General features: G+C 62.9%; 17 protein-coding genes. 16 read left to right on the forward strand and 1 reads right to left on the reverse strand.

The annotated features are described in order from the left end of the window. Genes BLR25_RS17785 through BLR25_RS17825 form a run of 9 tightly spaced genes read left to right on the forward strand, consistent with a single transcriptional unit; the run spans position 1 to position 9220 of the window. Positions 1–567 (forward strand): acyltransferase, encoded by a 567-nt coding sequence (locus BLR25_RS17785; RefSeq protein WP_245715601.1) that lies wholly within the window; start codon positions 1–3, stop codon positions 565–567. Beyond that, positions 567–1136: an acyltransferase gene (locus tag BLR25_RS17790; RefSeq protein WP_091939594.1), complete on the forward strand. Its 570-nt coding sequence runs from the start codon at positions 567–569 to the stop codon at positions 1134–1136. Before BLR25_RS17785 ends, BLR25_RS17790 begins: the two co-directional genes overlap by 1 nt. A gap of 7 nt (positions 1137–1143) precedes the next feature. Then, on the forward strand, positions 1144–2139 hold the full coding sequence (locus BLR25_RS17795; RefSeq protein WP_091939597.1) for a glycosyltransferase family protein: 996 nt from the start codon (positions 1144–1146) through the stop codon (positions 2137–2139). 16 nt (positions 2140–2155) lie between these two features. Further along, positions 2156–3478 (forward strand): O-antigen ligase family protein, encoded by a 1323-nt coding sequence (locus BLR25_RS17800; RefSeq protein ID WP_091939599.1) that lies wholly within the window; start codon positions 2156–2158, stop codon positions 3476–3478. Continuing rightward, positions 3469–4605, forward strand: a complete 1137-nt coding sequence (locus BLR25_RS17805; protein WP_091939601.1) for a glycosyltransferase — start codon at positions 3469–3471, stop codon at positions 4603–4605. Before BLR25_RS17800 ends, BLR25_RS17805 begins: the two co-directional genes overlap by 10 nt. Continuing rightward, positions 4602–5600 carry a glycosyltransferase family 9 protein gene (locus tag BLR25_RS17810; protein WP_091939603.1) on the forward strand — a complete coding sequence of 333 codons (999 nt, stop codon included), beginning with the start codon at positions 4602–4604 and terminating at the stop codon, positions 5598–5600. The genes BLR25_RS17805 and BLR25_RS17810 overlap by 4 nt, the downstream gene beginning before the upstream one ends. 16 nt (positions 5601–5616) lie before the next feature. Beyond that, positions 5617–6699 (forward strand): putative lipopolysaccharide heptosyltransferase III, encoded by a 1083-nt coding sequence (gene rfaQ, locus BLR25_RS17815; RefSeq protein WP_091939606.1) that lies wholly within the window; start codon positions 5617–5619, stop codon positions 6697–6699. After that, the gene (locus tag BLR25_RS17820; protein WP_091939608.1) at positions 6696–7856 is read left to right on the forward strand and encodes a glycosyltransferase family 4 protein; all 1161 of its coding nucleotides are present in this window, start codon (positions 6696–6698) and stop codon (positions 7854–7856) included. Before rfaQ ends, BLR25_RS17820 begins: the two co-directional genes overlap by 4 nt. A 38-nt stretch (positions 7857–7894) precedes the next feature. Further along, complete coding sequence (locus BLR25_RS17825; protein WP_091939611.1) at positions 7895–9220, forward strand: UDP-glucose dehydrogenase family protein; 1326 nt, start codon at positions 7895–7897, stop codon at positions 9218–9220. Positions 9221–9296: 76 nt separating this feature from the next. Here BLR25_RS17825 and BLR25_RS17830 read toward each other — a convergent pair whose 3' ends face one another. Then, positions 9297–10163 carry a lysophospholipid acyltransferase family protein gene (locus tag BLR25_RS17830; protein WP_091939654.1) on the reverse strand — a complete coding sequence of 289 codons (867 nt, stop codon included), beginning with the start codon at positions 10161–10163 and terminating at the stop codon, positions 9297–9299. Positions 10164–10361: 198 nt separating this feature from the next. Here BLR25_RS17830 and metK point away from each other — a divergent pair, with 198 nt between their 5' ends. The 7 genes from metK (at position 10362) to lptA (ending at position 16562) form a co-directional block, all read left to right on the forward strand. Further along, entirely contained in the window at positions 10362–11528 is a 1167-nt protein-coding gene (gene metK / locus BLR25_RS17835) for a methionine adenosyltransferase (RefSeq protein WP_091939613.1), read from the forward strand. A 182-nt stretch (positions 11529–11710) separates the two neighbouring features. Continuing rightward, on the forward strand, positions 11711–12940 hold the full coding sequence (locus BLR25_RS17840; RefSeq protein WP_091939616.1) for a cyclic di-GMP phosphodiesterase: 1230 nt from the start codon (positions 11711–11713) through the stop codon (positions 12938–12940). A 142-nt stretch (positions 12941–13082) separates the two neighbouring features. Then, positions 13083–13748: a type II secretion system protein gene (locus BLR25_RS17845; protein ID WP_245715603.1), complete on the forward strand. Its 666-nt coding sequence runs from the start codon at positions 13083–13085 to the stop codon at positions 13746–13748. 99 nt (positions 13749–13847) lie between these two features. Then, positions 13848–14837 carry a KpsF/GutQ family sugar-phosphate isomerase gene (locus BLR25_RS17850; RefSeq protein ID WP_091939619.1) on the forward strand — a complete coding sequence of 330 codons (990 nt, stop codon included), beginning with the start codon at positions 13848–13850 and terminating at the stop codon, positions 14835–14837. Continuing rightward, on the forward strand, positions 14837–15382 hold the full coding sequence (locus tag BLR25_RS17855; RefSeq protein ID WP_091939621.1) for a KdsC family phosphatase: 546 nt from the start codon (positions 14837–14839) through the stop codon (positions 15380–15382). The genes BLR25_RS17850 and BLR25_RS17855 overlap by 1 nt, the downstream gene beginning before the upstream one ends. Then, positions 15379–15960 (forward strand): LPS export ABC transporter periplasmic protein LptC, encoded by a 582-nt coding sequence (gene lptC, locus BLR25_RS17860; protein WP_091939623.1) that lies wholly within the window; start codon positions 15379–15381, stop codon positions 15958–15960. Before BLR25_RS17855 ends, lptC begins: the two co-directional genes overlap by 4 nt. Positions 15961–15965: 5 nt before the next feature. Next, complete coding sequence (gene lptA, locus BLR25_RS17865; protein ID WP_091939625.1) at positions 15966–16562, forward strand: lipopolysaccharide transport periplasmic protein LptA; 597 nt, start codon at positions 15966–15968, stop codon at positions 16560–16562. Positions 16563–16571: the final 9 nt, after the last annotated feature.

The following is a 16571-nucleotide window of genomic DNA, read 5'->3' on the forward strand; positions in this document are numbered from 1 at the left end:
ATGTTAAGAAGCTGGCGACAATTCGTTTTTTCCTGTCGAGCCCGATTGTCGGGGGGCTGCAGGATTTCCCTGGGCGCGTACCTCAAAGGGATCGAGAACATCCGTGTCGGCAGAAAATGCAAGGTTCATGCTGATGCATCGATTGACGCGAGTCGCAGCGCCGGTGTGATCTTCGGCGATCAGGTCACGCTGAACCGCTTCGCCTACATTCAGGGCGGCAGCGGCGGCGTCCGACTGGGGAACCATGTCGAAATCAACAACTTTTCCATCGTCAATGGTACCGGCGGTGTAGACATCGGCGATAACACGCTGGTCGGCCCCGGTGTGCGCATCATCTCCTATCAGCATCAAACCACCGCCGCAGCACTGATCCGGACCCAGCCCGTGCAAGCCAAAGCGATTCGGATCGGCCAGGACTGCTGGATCGGAGCCAATGCAATCGTCCTCGCCGGCGTCACCATCGGCGATGGCGCCGTCATTGGCGCCGGCGCGGTCGTGACGCATGACATTCCGGCCAACGCCATTGCAGTCGGGGTTCCCGCCAGGCACATCAAGGATCGTCGGTAATGTGGCGCTGGATTGTGCACCTCGGCTATATCGCCTACTGGAAGCTCAGTCTCGCCTCAAAGGTCTCGCCGCTCACCACCCTCAAATTCCCGCGAAATATCAAACTCGGGAGAGCTTGCACCATTCGTGGCGGCTGCATGATCGATGCGCCCCGGCCAGGATCGGTGGAACTCGGGGACAAGGTCGACCTGAACAGACACGTCTATCTCGGCGGCTTCGGCCCCCATCTTCGTATCGGCGCCAGGAGCACCCTCAACCAGCACGCATTCATCGATGGCCGGGGCGGCGTCCTGATCGGCGAAGACGTCATGATCGGCCCCTTCTCGCGCCTGATTTCCTACAACCACGTCTTTGCCGACCTGGACACCCCGATGAACCGCCAAGGGTTCTCACTCGACGAAATCCGGATTGGCAACAACGTCTGGATCGGCGCCGGCGCCACGGTTCTGCCCGGCATCTCGATCGGTGACGGATCGATCGTCGCCGCCGGCGCGGTCGTCACTCGCTCTTGCCCCCCCAATTCGATTCTCGCGGGCGTGCCGGCACGGATTGTCCGTTCCAGGCAGTAGAACAATAATGAGCCCGGTCACCAAGAACATCCTGATTCATGAGGACGCCAAGCCCCTCATTCCCTTGCGCGCCGGCCTGTCTGCACTTGGCATACAATTACTGCCGGCCGCAGAGATGGCGCAGCTTTCCGACACCCGCCAGGTGCTGGGATATTTTGCCTGTTTCTATCGCAGCCTCTCACGACCAGCCGCCGCCTGGCTAAGACACCGGCAACTGGCCCGCGCCGGCATTCCTATCGTCACCTGGAACCGGGATGCGCCACACTACCTGAACTATCCGGCGTGGCGACTGACACTGGCCAGCAAGCTCCGGCTGACCGACATCTACGCGACCCACACCCTGATTGACGCGGACAAGTACGGCTTCGCCCCGACCACGCTCTATCTTGCCAACGCCGTCGAACCGGCGACCTATTCACCACCGGAGCCCGTTTCCGGCTTGTTCCCCCGGCTTCGCGACGAATCGACCTACGCGGTCGATGTCAGCTTTTTCGGCGGAATGAACGGGCAAGCTTACAAGGAAGACGCGGATCGGGCCGAGTTCTTCTCGGCATTGTCAAAGCGGCTCACCGAGGAAAAAATCTCGCATGTCTTCCGCGAAACCGGCGACATGACACCAAGCCAACAAATTGCCTTCATTCTTTCCTCGAAAATCAATCTGAATTACGGCGCACGCTGCGAATACAAGGCTCGCATCGCATCCGGCCTCCCGGAACGCTGCTTCGGCATTCCCGGCGTTGGCGGATTTCTTCTCTGCGACAAGAGAACTCACTCGCGTGACGATTTCGACATCGGGAAAAACTGGGCTGAATATGACGGAATCGACGACTGCGTCACCAAAATCAAGTACTGGCTGGCGCACTTCCAGTCGGCACGCGACATCGCCGAGCAATGCCAACAACATGTAATGCGTCAACATACCTACCAGCACCGCGCCGCCCGCTTGGTGAATGCGCTGATTGCCTGGCATGATTCAAGACCGGCGCTCAACGTCAATACCTGACCGCAAAGTAGACGGCATGATGACACTGATGGAAAAAATGGGGCTCCCCGGACTGTTCTTCCTGGTCTGCTTCGTCTATCCGATCCCGCATACGATCGCATTGCGCAACCTGATACTGGTGATTCTGGTCGGCGCGAGCCTGTTCTGCATCGCCAAGCGGCCGCGTCGACTCGACGCAATCGACTGGAGCATTTTTCGCCCGTCGGCCGGCCTGCTCATCGCACTCACGCTCTGGCTCTTGCTGCAAAGCGCGCTGATTTCGCCGCGGTCGGCCGAAGCACTTGAAATGTTCCGCGGCGACTGGCTCGTCGCCCTCGCAGTCGCGTTGGTCGCGATGGTGTCGACACTGACCGTCCGCGAGGTCGATCCCGACCGCCTCATTCTCGCACTAGTACTGGCACTGCTGGCACACATCATCCTGTTGTTCGGGTATCAGATCGCCGTGTGGCTTAGCACGGGCTATTTCCCCTGGCATAAGACGCCATTTGCGGAAAAGGATTACCACAGCATGCTGGCGACAATCCTGGCGGTGCTGTCTCTCGGCGATCTGGTCGCCCGCGCCATCAATTCTCGTCGGTGTTTCCCCTGCGCCTGGTATTGGGTCGTTGCTGTGCTGATGCTTTGCTGCACCGCCAACCTGACACTTTGGGCGCGTTCGGGAAACATCATCATCGCCGTCGAATTCGTCGTCTGCTGCGTCATTTTTGTCGCCCTGGCGCCAGCATCTGGTACCAAGAGGACCGCGCTCGTCATCACGCTGGTCGCTTTGCTCGGCATCGGCGGTTGGCTGAGCGTACACAGTGACTCACGCTGGAGCGGCCTTCAGGAAGCCGCCGAGATCGCATTCGATACAGAAAACCATCTCGCCTGGCGCGACAGCAAAACCTACCCGCGCCCATTGACGAAGGCGGGAGATCCCGTCGAGGAATCGGCCTATCTCAGGCTCGCCTGGGCCAAAGTCGGTGTCGAGCAAATCGCCCTTTACCCGCTGGGACTCGGCTACGGTCACAAAGCCCTCGGCTGGGCTGTCGAGCGCAGTTACGGGGTGTCAACCGGACTCGAAAGCAGCCACTCCGGCCTGATCGATTTTACCCTTGCGAACGGCATTCCCGGATTGGTGCTGTGGCTGGCGCTGACAGCAGCGCTCACCCTCGCAGGCTGGAGGGGATTCCGGCAATACGGATCCCCGGCAGGACTCATGCTGACGCTCAGTGTTATCGCCTATCTCGTCCGCTGCCTGCTCGACGGACATCTCTCGGGTTTCCGTCTCGAAATGTATGCTTTCTTCGTTGGAGTGTTGATCGTGCGACAACTGCAGGAGAGCTCACGATGCGACTGACCCAGATCAACCTGCAACCGCACTTCGGCGGTGGCGAGGTCTATACCGCCTTTCTGTCGCGGGCCTTCGACCGGCTCGGCATCGCGACGACGCTCTATGCACATCCCGACGCCGCCTTCTGGCACACGCTCGATCTGCCCACCTCGCTGCGCATCGAAACGGTTCCCGATGCCAAGGCGCTCGTCGCCGCGCTACCGCGGGCACCGCTCTGGTTGCTCAGCCACGGCCCTCAATTCGGGGAACTGCTTGCTGCCCGCGACGCACGCTGGCTGATCACCGCCATGGCCCATATGCCCCTGCAAGGGCGTAATCCGCGCAGCTTCGACGACCATGACATGGTGTTTCCGGTCTCCGAGTGGGTTCGCAGTGGCCTGATCGCGGTCGGCGCGCCAAGCTGGCATTCAGCGCTGTACGGTCTGGCCGCCCTAGACCCGCAACGCAACAACGCGACCGCAACGATCGTCAGGACATCGCGATACGACTGGGATCGGCGGAAATTCCGCGACCGTTTGCTCGGCACCCTCAACCCGCTGGTGCAACCCTTCATTCCCCCCCGCCCATTCACCCGACGTCCCGGCCTGACGCTCGGCATCGTCTCGCGGCTGACGCCGATCAAGCAATTCCCACAACTCTTCGACCGGCTGGCACCGGTGCTCGCCCGCTTTCCCTCGGTCAACCTCGAGATCTTCGGCAGCGGTGGCTACGCCTCGGTGCGCGATCTCGATGCCGCCCTGAAGCCGATTGCCGACCGCACGCGCTTCTGGGGACAACAACGCGACGTCCGCGCCGTCTACGCCCAACTCGACTACCTGCTGACCGGCCTGCCGGAAAAGGAAGCCCTCGGACTCAATGTCATCGAAGCCCAGGCCTGCGATCTGCCGGTGCTGGCGGTCAAGGCGCCGCCTTTTACGGAAACGGTGTGCGACGGTGTCACGGGTTATTTCTACCGCGATCCGCGCGAAGATGGCGGCGAAGATTTCGCGCACCTGATCGAGCGCTTGCTGACACAGGACATCAGACTCCATCCGGCAACTGCGCGCGACCATCTGGAGCGCTTTTCCTTCGACGCGTTTGTAGACCGCCTGCGTCCGATCGTCGCCTGGGCTGAAAATAGGCTGGCATCATGAAAATTCTGGTCATCCGCCGCGACAACATCGGCGACCTCGTCTGCACGACACCGCTGATCTCGGCATTACGGCGTCATTGGCCGGGCGCCCGCATCGAGACGCTCGTCAATAGTTACAATGCCCCGGTCCTTGCCGGCAACCCCGATCTCGACGCCGTCCACGCCTATCGCAAGGCCAAGCACCGCAACGCCGGCGAGTCGCAAATCGCCATCTGGATGGAAACGCTCGGCCTGATCCTGCGCTTGCGCCGGACCCGCTTCGATCTGATCGTCGTTGCCACCCCTGGCCCGCAACCGGGCGCCGTCAAGTTCGCCCGCTGGATCGGTGCCAAGACGATATTGGCGCATTCGGCGGCAGACAACGATACAGGCCACGAAAGCGAACGCGTCATGCGTCTGCTCCATCCGCTGGGCATCGACACGACACCGGGACCGCTGACGCTGCACGCTGACCCTGCGCTCGCACACGCTGTCACGCTGCCGCCCGCGCCCATCGCCAATGCACCCATCATCGGCCTGCACATCTCGGCACGAAAACCGTCGCAGCGCTGGCCGATCGAACGCTTCGCCGATCTCGCACATGCCCTGCACCAACGCGACGGGAGCCGGTTTCTGCTGTTCTGGTCGCCCGGCAACGACGATCATCCACAGCATCCCGGTGACGACCGGAAGGCCGCCAAGCTGATCGAGGCTTGCGTCGACCTGCCGTTCACCGCCTGCCCCACCCACCATCTCGAGGATCTGATTGCCGGACTGTCGCGTTGCGACCGCGTCATTTGTTCCGACGGCGGCGCCATGCACGTCGCCGCCGGACTCGGCAAGCCGATCGTCTGTTTCTTCGGCAATTCCGGACCCGAGCGCTGGCACCCCTGGGGCGTCCCCTACGAAGTATTGCAACCTGCCAGTCTCGATGTTGCCGACATCAGCGTCGATGATGCCTTGGCCGCCTGCCTGCGACTGGAGCTGCGCCTGGCCTCCGACCAGGCGCGGCGATAGCGGTTAAAATCCCGCCATGCTCAAGGACACCATTCCTCTCGACCGTCTCCGCCGCGTGCTGGTCGTCAAGCTGCGCCATCACGGCGACGTGCTGCTCAGTTCGCCGGTATTCTCGGTGCTGAAAGCACATGCGCCGCTGGCTGACATCGATGCGCTCGTCTACGCCGACACGGCCGACATGTTGTCGCAGCATCCGGCCATCGATCAATTACATGTCATCGACCCCCGCTGGAAGAAGTTGGGTCCTTGGGGTCACATCAGCGCCGAACTGCAACTGCTGCGCGCCCTGCGCGCCCGCCGCTACGACCTCGTCATTCATCTCACCAACCACCCGCGCGGTGCCTGGATTGCCCGCTGCTGCAGTGCGCGCTGGTCGGTCGCGCCGCGCACCGGCGGGCGCGGACGGTGGTGGCAAAACGCCTTCAGCCATTTCTACCCGACACCGCGCCACGCCCTGCGTCATACCGTTGAACTGAACCTCGACGCCCTGCGCCGACTCGGCATTCAGCCGACACCGGATTCCCGTCGGCTCTCGCTGGTTCCCGGCCCTGCCGCCGAAACCCGCGTCGACGCATTACTGCAGGAAATCGGCATCTCCCGGCAAGCCTTCATCCATCTGCACCCGGCCTCGCGTTGGTTCTTCAAGTGCTGGACCGTCGACAACATGGCCGCACTGGTCGATCGGCTACACGCCGCCGGCCATGCCGTCGTATTGTCCGCCGCGCCCGACGCCGAAGAGCGGCGCATGATCGAAGCGATCCAGGCAAAGGTCGCCACCCCGGCATTCAGCTTCGCCGGCCAGCTCTCGCTCAAGGAACTGGCGGCGCTGGCCGCCCGCGCACGACTGTTCATCGGTGTCGACTCGGCGCCCATGCACATCGCCGCGGCCATGGGGACGCCGGTCGTCGCGTTGTTCGGTCCCTCGGGCGACAAGGAATGGGGGCCGTGGGGCGTGCCGCACCGGGTTGTCGCCAGCACGTCCCATCCATGCCGCCCTTGTGGCCTGGACGGCTGCGCCGGCAGCAAGGTCAGCGACTGTCTGGTGACATTGCCGCTGACGCAGGTCTGGCAGGCCGTCGAGGAATTGCTGTCTGCATGAATACCACCGAACGCCCGCTTCGCCTTGCGCTCGTGCGTCAGCGCTACAACCCGTTCGGCGGCGCCGAGCGTTTCATCGAACGCGCGCTCGGCGCGCTCGTGCGCGAGGGTGCGGAGATCACGCTGATCACGCGCGACTGGAGCGGCGCGCCACGCGAAGGTTTCCGTCAACAACGCTGCGACCCTGGGTATTCCAAACTCTTCGGTGGCCGCGCCGCGCGCGACCGCAGCTTCGCCAAATGCGCGCAGCGTGAGATGCGCAACGGCGACTATGACATCACCCAGTCGCACGAACGCATCCCCGGCTGCATGATTTTCCGCGCCGGCGACGGCGTCCACGCCGCCTGGCTCGATCACCGCGGCCGCGACCAGTCGCCGCTGGCCCGTTATGCCACACGACTCGCCCCCTTTCACCGTTTCATCCTCGCGCAGGAAGCGGCGATGCTCGCCGCCCCGGAATTGCGTGCCGTCATCTGCAACTCGGTGATGGTCCGCGAGGAGATGCGCCAGTATTACGACGTCCCCGAAAGCAAGCTGGTCGTCATCGAAAACGGCATCGACCTCGACCAGTACCATCCGCGCGTCGCCGACCTCTGGCGGGTAAAGCAGCGCGAGGCGCTCGGACTCGATCCGGACGGCCCGGTCTTCCTCTACGTCGGCAGCGGCTTCGCCCGCAAAGGTGTGCCGCAGCTCATCGAAGCGCTGGCGCGCTGCCGCCATCGGCACAGCCGCCTCGTCATCGTCGGCGAAGACCGTCACGCCGCCGCCTACCGCACGCAGGCCGCCCGCCTCGGCCTTGATGCACGCATCATTTTCGCCGGGCCACAGAAAGACGTCCTGCCGTATTACGGCATGGCCGATGCTTTTGTCCTGCCGACACGCTACGACCCGATGCCGAACGCCGCCCTTGAAGCGCTCGCCTGCGGATTGCCGACGATCACCTCGACGACTTGCGGCATCGCCGCCCGCATCCGCGACGGCGAGAATGGCTTCGTCGGCGATGCGCTCGACATCGACCGGCTCGCCGCCCATCTCGACATCCTCAGCGCCCCGGGCCAAGCCGACGGCATGCGTGCGGCGGCGCGCGCCGCTGTGGCTGACCTCGGTCTCGGCCACATGGCCGACGAACTGCTGAACCTTTACCGCCGCCTGCGCTAGAATCGCGTATTGATTTTTTCCCCCTTGAAGACCTCTCCATGAAAATCACCCTCATCGGCACCGGCTATGTCGGCCTGGTCACGGGCACCTGTCTCGCGGAAGTCGGCAACGACGTCCTCTGCCTCGACGTCGATCCGCGCAAGATCGACCTGCTCAAGTCGGGCGGCATCCCGATCTTCGAACCCGGTCTCGACGACCTCGTCCGGCGCAACGTCGCGGCCGGCCGCCTGCAGTTCACCACCGACATCGAGGCCGCCGTGCATTTCGGCGACATCCAGTTCATCGCCGTCGGCACGCCCCCCGACGAAGACGGTTCTGCCGACCTGCAATACGTCACCGCGGCAGCCCGTAACATCGGACGCCACATGACCGGCTACAAACTCGTCGTCGACAAATCGACCGTCCCGGTCGGCACCGCCGACCGCGTCCGCGCCGCCATTCGCGAAGAACTCGGCAGCCGCGGCGTCGATATCGACTTCTCGGTCGCCTCGAACCCCGAATTCCTCAAGGAAGGCGCGGCCATCGAGGACTTCATGAAGCCCGATCGCATCGTCATCGGCACCGACAACGAACAAGCCACGCAACTGCTGCGTCGTCTCTACGCACCGTTCCAGCGCAACCACGAACGCCTCGTGACCATGGACATCCGCTCGGCCGAACTGACCAAGTACGCCGCCAACGCGATGCTGGCCACACGCATTTCCTTCATGAACGAACTCGCCGTCCTGGCCGAGAAGCTCGGCGCCGACATCGAACTCGTGCGCCAGGGCATCGGTTCCGACCCCCGCATCGGCTACCACTTCCTTTACGCCGGTTGCGGCTATGGTGGCTCGTGCTTCCCGAAGGACGTCCAGGCGCTGCGCCGGACGGCAGAAGAAAGCGGCGCGCCGTTGCGCGTCCTCAACGCGGTCGAAGAGGCCAACGAAGCTCAGAAGAGCGTGTTGATCACCAAGCTCAAGGCGCGCTTCGGCGAAGCCCTGGCTGGACGCCGCTTCGCGCTCTGGGGGCTGGCCTTCAAGCCCAACACCGACGACATGCGCGAGGCGCCGAGCCGCGTCATGATGGAAGCACTCTGGGCGATGGGCGCCAGCGTCACCGCCTATGACCCGGCGGCGATGGAGGAAACGCATCGCATCTACGGCGACCGCCCCGATCTCACGCTCGTCGACACGCCGATGAAAGCCCTCGCCGATGCCGACGCGCTGCTCATCGTCACCGAGTGGAAAGCGTTCCGCAGTCCCGATTTCGCCGCCATGAAATCGCTGCTCAAGGCGCCGGTCATTTTCGACGGTCGCAACCTGTACGACCCGGCGACGATCCAGCGCGAAGGCTTCGAGTACTACCCGATCGGACGCCGCGTCTGAAGCCTCCCGCGCACAGCGGCACCCCGCTCGGGGTGCCGTTCGCCGCGACGATAACCGCCGCCAGCGCAGGGCGCTCTTAGGCGGTTTTCTCGCCCGCTCCCGGTGGCGGCTCGGCCCCCGCCGGCCGCTTGTAGCGGTTATAGCCCCAGAGATATTGCGCCGGACATTGACGAATCAGCGCCTCGATCTCGTGACTGATCTGTTGCGCACGATTTTCGGTCGATCCGGCCAACGCTTGCCGCGGCGCTTGCAAGTGAAAATGGAATCCTGCCCCCGCCGGCAAACGTTCGACCCAGAGCATGATGACGGCGGCACCGCTTTCGCTCAACCGTGCCGCCAGCGTCATGGTGTAAGCCGGCTTGCCAAAAAAATCGACCCAAAGCCCTTCTCCGACTTTCGGCGCCTGGTCAGGCAGCATACCGACGGCCTCGCCCCTTTTTAACGCCTTGAGCAAGGTCCTCACGCCGGAAAGATCGGCAGTCGCGATCTGCAAGCCATCCCGCTTCCGCCCGGTCTCGATCAGCATCTGCATCCAGCGCCGCTTCGGCGGCCGGTACATGACCGTAATCGGCGCATACCTGGAAAGATAATGACTGATGATCTCGTAGCATCCCAAATGCGGCGTCAGATAAAGAATGCCTTTTCCCTCGCGCATCGCCTGCTCGGCGAGTTCCCAGCCGGTAATTTTCACCACACGCTGGATGACTTCATCCTGCGGACGCAGCCAGATCTTCGGCAACTCCATGGCCTGGCGACCGGCATGGGCGATGGCGGACGAACGAATTTTTCGCGCCGCCGTTTCCCCCAACGCCAAGGTCAGATTCTCGTCCAGATGGCGGCGATAAGTCGGCGACAGCGCCCAGATCAACCCGCCGAGACCGGCCCCCAGCGCATGCAGCCAGGACAAGGGGGCATAACTCAACACACGAAATAGAAAGATCACGAAAACCTCTGCAACGATCCGGTTTGACCCGACATTCACGAGAAACTACAATTATCCCATTCGCCGAGTTAATCAGGACAACTTGCGGGGCGAACGAAATCGGAAAACCGGTTTCAAAATACTGCTAAAGCGTCGTCTGCTCGAACCCCGGAGCCGGCAACGCCAGCCGACCGGGGTTTTCATTTGGAGCAGAAGCACATGTCGCACGAGTATCTTTTTACTTCCGAATCGGTATCCGAAGGCCATCCCGACAAAGTCGCCGACCAGATTTCCGACTCGGTGCTCGACGCCATCCTGGCCGAAGACCCGAAAGGTCGCGTCGCCTGCGAGACGCTGGTATCGACCGGCCTCGTCGTCATCTCCGGCGAGATCACCACCAAGGCACACATCAACTATCGTGAAATCGCCCAGGAGACCGTCCGCCGCATCGGCTACAACGACTCCGAGATCGGCTTCGACTATAAGAGCTGCGCCGTGCTCGCCGCCATCAACCGCCAGTCGCCCGACATCGCGCAGGGCGTCAATGAAGGTCAGGGCATCGACCTCGATCAGGGTGCCGGCGACCAGGGCCTGATGTTCGGCTACGCCTGCAACGAAACGCCGACCCTGATGCCGCTGCCGATCTATTACGCGCATCGTTTGATGGAGCGCCAGGCTGAAGTACGCCGCGACGGCCGCCTGCCCTGGCTGCGCCCGGATGCCAAGAGCCAGCTGACGGTCAAGTACGTCGACAACAAGCCGGTCGCGATCGACACCGTCGTGCTCTCCACCCAGCATGGCCCGGACGTCTCGCACGCACAGATTTCGGAAGCCGTGATCGAAGAAATCATCAAGCCGGTCCTCCCGAAGGAACTGATCTCCGCTGAAACGCGTTACCTCGTCAACCCGACCGGTCGTTTCGTCGTCGGCGGACCACACGGCGACTGCGGCCTGACCGGGCGCAAGATCATCGTTGACAGCTACGGCGGCATGGCACGTCACGGCGGCGGCGCTTTCTCGGGCAAGGATCCGTCAAAGGTCGACCGCTCGGCCGCCTATGCGGCGCGTTACGTTGCCAAGAACGTCGTTGCCGCCGGCCTTGCCGACCGCTGCGAAGTGCAGATCGCCTACGCGATCGGCGTCGCCAAGCCGGTCTCGTTGATGGTCGACACCTTCGGCACGGGCAAGATCGCCGACACGAAGATCGTCGAACTCATCGGCAAGCACTTCGACCTGCGTCCCAAGGGCATCATCCAGTCGCTCAACCTGCTGCGCCCGATCTACGCCAAGACGGCAGCCTACGGCCACTTCGGTCGCGACGAGCCGGAGTTCACCTGGGAAGCAACCGACAAGGCCGCCGCACTGCGCGCCGACGCCGGTCTGTAATCTACCGGAACCGGGCCGATCGGCAGCGATACCGACCGGCCCGCAAGAAAAGGAAGTCTTCAACAAGAATGCGCTGGCATTGGAATGCCAGCGCATTTTTCATCCTTCCCACCGGAGCAACGCGGACCGAAGGATCGGATTTCGGTGTAGACTCGCGACAAAACGGCCTTTCCCTATAGCCAATGCTTAAGAAAATCAGCGTCGAACAACTGACTCTCGGAATGCATATCAAGGAGTTCTGCGGCTCCTGGATGGAACATCCGTTCTGGCGCACGTCGTTCGTCGTCAGCGATCCCGACGATCTGAAAACCATTCGGACCAGCAGCATCAAGGAAGTCTGGATCGATTGCCGCAAAGGTCTCGACGTTGCGCCGGACATCCCGACCATCTCCGTCGCCGAGACCGAAGCTCAGGTAGACGCCGAACTCAACCAGGCCGCACAGGCCCAACGGCAGATCGCCCCCGTACCGATTGCCGCCGAAATCGAGCGCGCCACCAAGATCTGCGCCCAGGCCAAGCGTGCCGTCACCTCGATGTTCCAGGAAGCGCGCATGGGCAAGGCGGTCAATGCCGCCGGCGCACAACAACTGGTCGAGGAGATTTCCGATTCGGTCAGTCGCAACCCCGGCGCGCTGATCAGCCTGGCGCGCCTGAAAACCGCCGATGATTACACCTACATGCACTCCGTTGCCGTCTGCGCGCTGATGATCGCGCTGGCCCGGCAACTCGGGCTGGATGCGCAAGAAACCCGTTCGGCCGGTATCGCAGGCCTGCTGCACGACCTCGGCAAAGCGATGATGCCGATGGAAGTGCTGAACAAACCCGGAAAACTGACCGACGAGGAATTCGCCATCATCAAGCGCCATCCGCTCGAAGGCCATCGCTTGCTCAACGGTAGCGGCGCCGACACGATGGCCTTCGACGTCGTTCTGCACCACCACGAAAAAACCGACGGTTCGGGCTACCCCAAGGGCCTGAAGGACGCCGAGATCAGCCTGTACGCCAAGATGGGGGCAGTCTGCGACGTCTATGACGCCATCACCTCAAACCGGCCGTACAAAGCGGGCTGGGACCCCGCCGAATCACTGCGAAAAATGGCGGAATGGGCCAACGGCCACTTTGACCAGCGTGTTTTCCAGGCATTCGTCAAGAGCCTCGGCATCTACCCGATCGGTTCGCTCGTCAAGCTCGACTCCGGCCGACTGGGCATCGTCATTGAACAGTCCGAGAAATCGCTGCTCAGCCCGAGAGTCAAGATCTTCTACTCGACGCGTTCGCACGCGCGCATTCCGCCCGAAGTTGTCGACCTGTCCCGGCCCAACTGCATGGAAAAGATCGCCAACCGCGAAGACCCGGCCAAATGGAATTTCCCGGACCTCAACGAGCTTTGGTCATCGCCGAGCAATAACTGAGTGCCCCGGTCGACAACTCGGCCCGACACATCCTTCGGTCCGCAGACAGCGCAACGACAACCGAAAAGAGCGAACTAGTTCATTTTGCAGTGAAGCAAACCCGTGTAGAAGGAGGCACTGCAACCTCACCACGGAGTTCGACATGCAAAGTTTCCGCCGTCCGATGCCCGACTTGGGTTTCTCTCTCATTGAAATGGCGATCGTGCTCGTCATCATCGGCCTGCTGCTCAGCGGCATCCTGAAAGGGCAGGAGTTGATCGACAGCACCAAGGCAAAAGCCCTGGGCAACGATTTCCGCACGATTCCGCTGCTTCTTTACAGCTATCAGGACAAATTCCGCGCCATTCCCGGCGACGATCCCGGTGCCCGGGCGCATCTGGGCGCCACCGCCGGCCTGCTCACGCCGACGCCCGAAACCCTCGGCAACGGACGCATCGAGGGCCTCTACAACTCGAGCGCGGCCACCGACGAGTCGCTGGCATTCTGGCAGCATATTCGCCTCGCCAATCTCGCGAGCGGCCCGATCGATTTTTCGACAGCGACAGCGCTGCCGCGCAATACCCAAGGCGGCCGCCTCGGCATACAGAGCGCGACGCCGATCGTCGGCATGACCGGCGCGTTTTTCGCCTGTTCCGACGCGATCCCGGGAAAACTCGCCAAACAGATCGATATCGCCCTCGATGACGGCGCCACCGACAACGGTTCCGTCCGCACCATGACAACTGGCTACAACGGTGCGGAAAAACGGGGCGAACCCACCGAGAGCATCGCCAACGAAACGCCCTACACTGTCTGCGCGGCATTCTGAACCACCTGGCCGCCCCTGCCGAACTGTTCGGACAGCGCGTGGCGTTCAGGCCGGAGGGTGGCTTCTGATATACTTGGCCGATTCTACCGAACGTCGCCCATGAATCCGATCCGCCCCTCATACCAAGCGCTCGACCTTGCCCGGCAGGTGCTTCGCATCGAAGGCGAGGCCGTACTGGCGCTGACGAGCCGTCTTGACGACACCTTCCTGTGCGCCCTGGAACTCATCCTGAACAGCCGCGGGCGCGTCATCGTCAGTGGCATCGGCAAGTCCGGACACGTCGGCCGAAAAATCGCCGCGACGCTGGCCAGCACTGGCACGCCGGCCTTCTTCGTTCACCCCGCCGAGGCCAGCCACGGGGACTTGGGCATGATCACCGGCGAAGATGTCGTCATCGCCATTTCCAACTCGGGCGAGAGCGACGAATTGCTCAACATCCTGCCGGCTATCAAGCGCCAGGGGGCCAAGCTCATCGCCATGACCGGCAATTCTGCGTCGACACTGGCACGGGATGCCGACGCCCATCTCGACGCCGGCGTTGCCCAGGAAGCCTGCCCGCTCAACCTGGCGCCGACCGCGAGCACGACGGCCGCACTGGCAATGGGCGATGCCATCGCCGTTGCCCTTCTCGACGCTCGCGGCTTCGATGCCGAGGATTTCGCGCGCTCGCATCCCGGCGGCTCGCTCGGCCGGCGCCAACTCAAGATCATCCGCGTCCGCGAAGTCATGCGCACCGGCGAAGCGATCCCAGTCGTACCGCCCGAGGCAAACGTCGCTGCCTGTGTCTGCGAAATCACCCGCGGCACCATCGGCATGACGGTCGTCGTTTCGACCGAACGCCAGGTGCTTGGCATCTTCACCGACGGCGACCTGCGCCGCGCCGTGCTCAAGCATCCGGATCTTCATGGCCTCGTCGCCCGCGACATCATGACCGCCAAACCGCGGGTCATGCATCCGGACAAGCTGGTAGACGAAGCCGTCGAGATGATGGAGCGCTTCAAGATCAATCAGATCCCGGTCGTCGACGACGACGGCATCCTCGTCGGCGCACTCAACATGCACGACCTTTTCCAGGCCAAGGCCATTTGATGAAAGTTCAGGACACGGCGCGCGACCGGGCGTCGCGCATCAAGCTGATGGTATTCGACGTCGACGGCGTGCTCACCGACGCCTCGCTCTACATCACCGACGCCGGCGACGAGATCAAGGTATTCAACACGCGCGACGGTCATGGCATGCGCATGCTGCAGAACGCCGGCATCCGGCTGGCGATCATCACCGGACGGCGCGCACGCTGCGTCGAAGTGCGCATGCAGAACCTCAACATCGACCTCGTCTATCAGGGCGTGTCAAACAAGCTCGAGTGCCTCCGCACCCTGCTCGCAGAACAAGGCCTGACGCCGGAAGAAGCCGGCTTCATGGGCGATGACGTCATCGACCTGCAGGCAATGGCGCTGTGCGGCTTCTCGGCCGCGCCCGAAGACGCCCACCGGTTGGTCGCGCAACAGGCCACGCTGGTCGTCGACCGTCCCGGCGGCCGCGGCGCTGCACGCGAAGTGTGCGAATTCATCCTCGAAGCCCAGGGCAAGCTCGACGAGAGCTTCTCCGGCTACTTGCTGGCGACCGGACAATGAAGCACTGGGGCAGCGCACTCTTTCCGCTGACGCTGCTGGGCGCCCTGGCAGCGCTGACCTTCTGGCTGCGTTATGCCACCGAGCTACCGGAAATCCGTCATGACGGCAAACACCGCCACGACCCCGACTTCATCGTCAGCGACGCGACGCTACGCAAGATCGGCCCGTCCGGCACGCTCGCCTACACGCTGAAAGCCGCCGAGATCCACCACTATCCGGACGACGGCAGCAGTGACCTGATCAAGCCGGACCTCGTCTATCTGAGCGCCAAAGGACCGACGATCACGACGAAAGCCGACACCGCCCACGCCAGCGACGACAACGAACGCGTCGATCTCTATGGCAACGTGCGCATCGAGCGTTCGGCAACGAAGAAGGACCCGGCAACGGTCGGCACCATGGCCGAACTCACCGTGTTCCCCAACGACGAAAAAGCCTTCACCCGCAGCCCGGTACGCATCACGCAAGGCGAATCCTGGGTGACCGGCACCGGCCTGCAGATGGACTACCGGATGCAGACCTACGTTCTCGAATCGAAAGCGCGCGCCCTCCTGGAAAGCCGCCACGCGAAGAAATAGACACCATGACGACAACATTCCTCCGCCTGACCGTCGCCTGCCTGCTGACCGCCCTCGCCTTGCCGGCGATGGCCGAAAAGGCCGACCGAGAAAAGCCGATCAACATCGAGGCCGACCGGGTCAGCCTTGACGACATCGCCAAGGTCCAGATCTTCGAAGGCAACGTCGTGCTGATTCAGGGCACACTGCAACTGCGCACCAACCGACTGGTGGTCACGCAGGATGCCGACGGCTTCCAGAAAGGCGTCGCCACCGGCGGCGCGCGCGGCCTTGCCTATTTCCGCCAGAAGCGCGAGGGCAAGGACGACTATATCGAAGGCGAAGCCGAGCGTATCGAACACGACGCACGCGAGGAACACACCCAGTTCTTCATCCGCGCCTGGGTCAAGAACGGCGATGACGAAGTCAAGGGACAGTACATCTCCTACAACGCGCTGACCGAGAAATACCTGGTCACGACCGGCAGCGGCGAGCAACGCAGCGCCGTCGGCACGCAGCAGGCGCGGGTTCGCGCCATCATCCAGCCGAAGAAGAAAGGCGAGGAAACGCCCGACAAGACGGCGCCGCTGAGCCTGCGTCCGTCGGATACCGTCCGCCCCTGATCGGGCGAG

The sequence above is a fragment of the Propionivibrio dicarboxylicus genome, assembly GCF_900099695.1.
Classification (GTDB): domain Bacteria; phylum Pseudomonadota; class Gammaproteobacteria; order Burkholderiales; family Rhodocyclaceae; genus Propionivibrio; species Propionivibrio dicarboxylicus.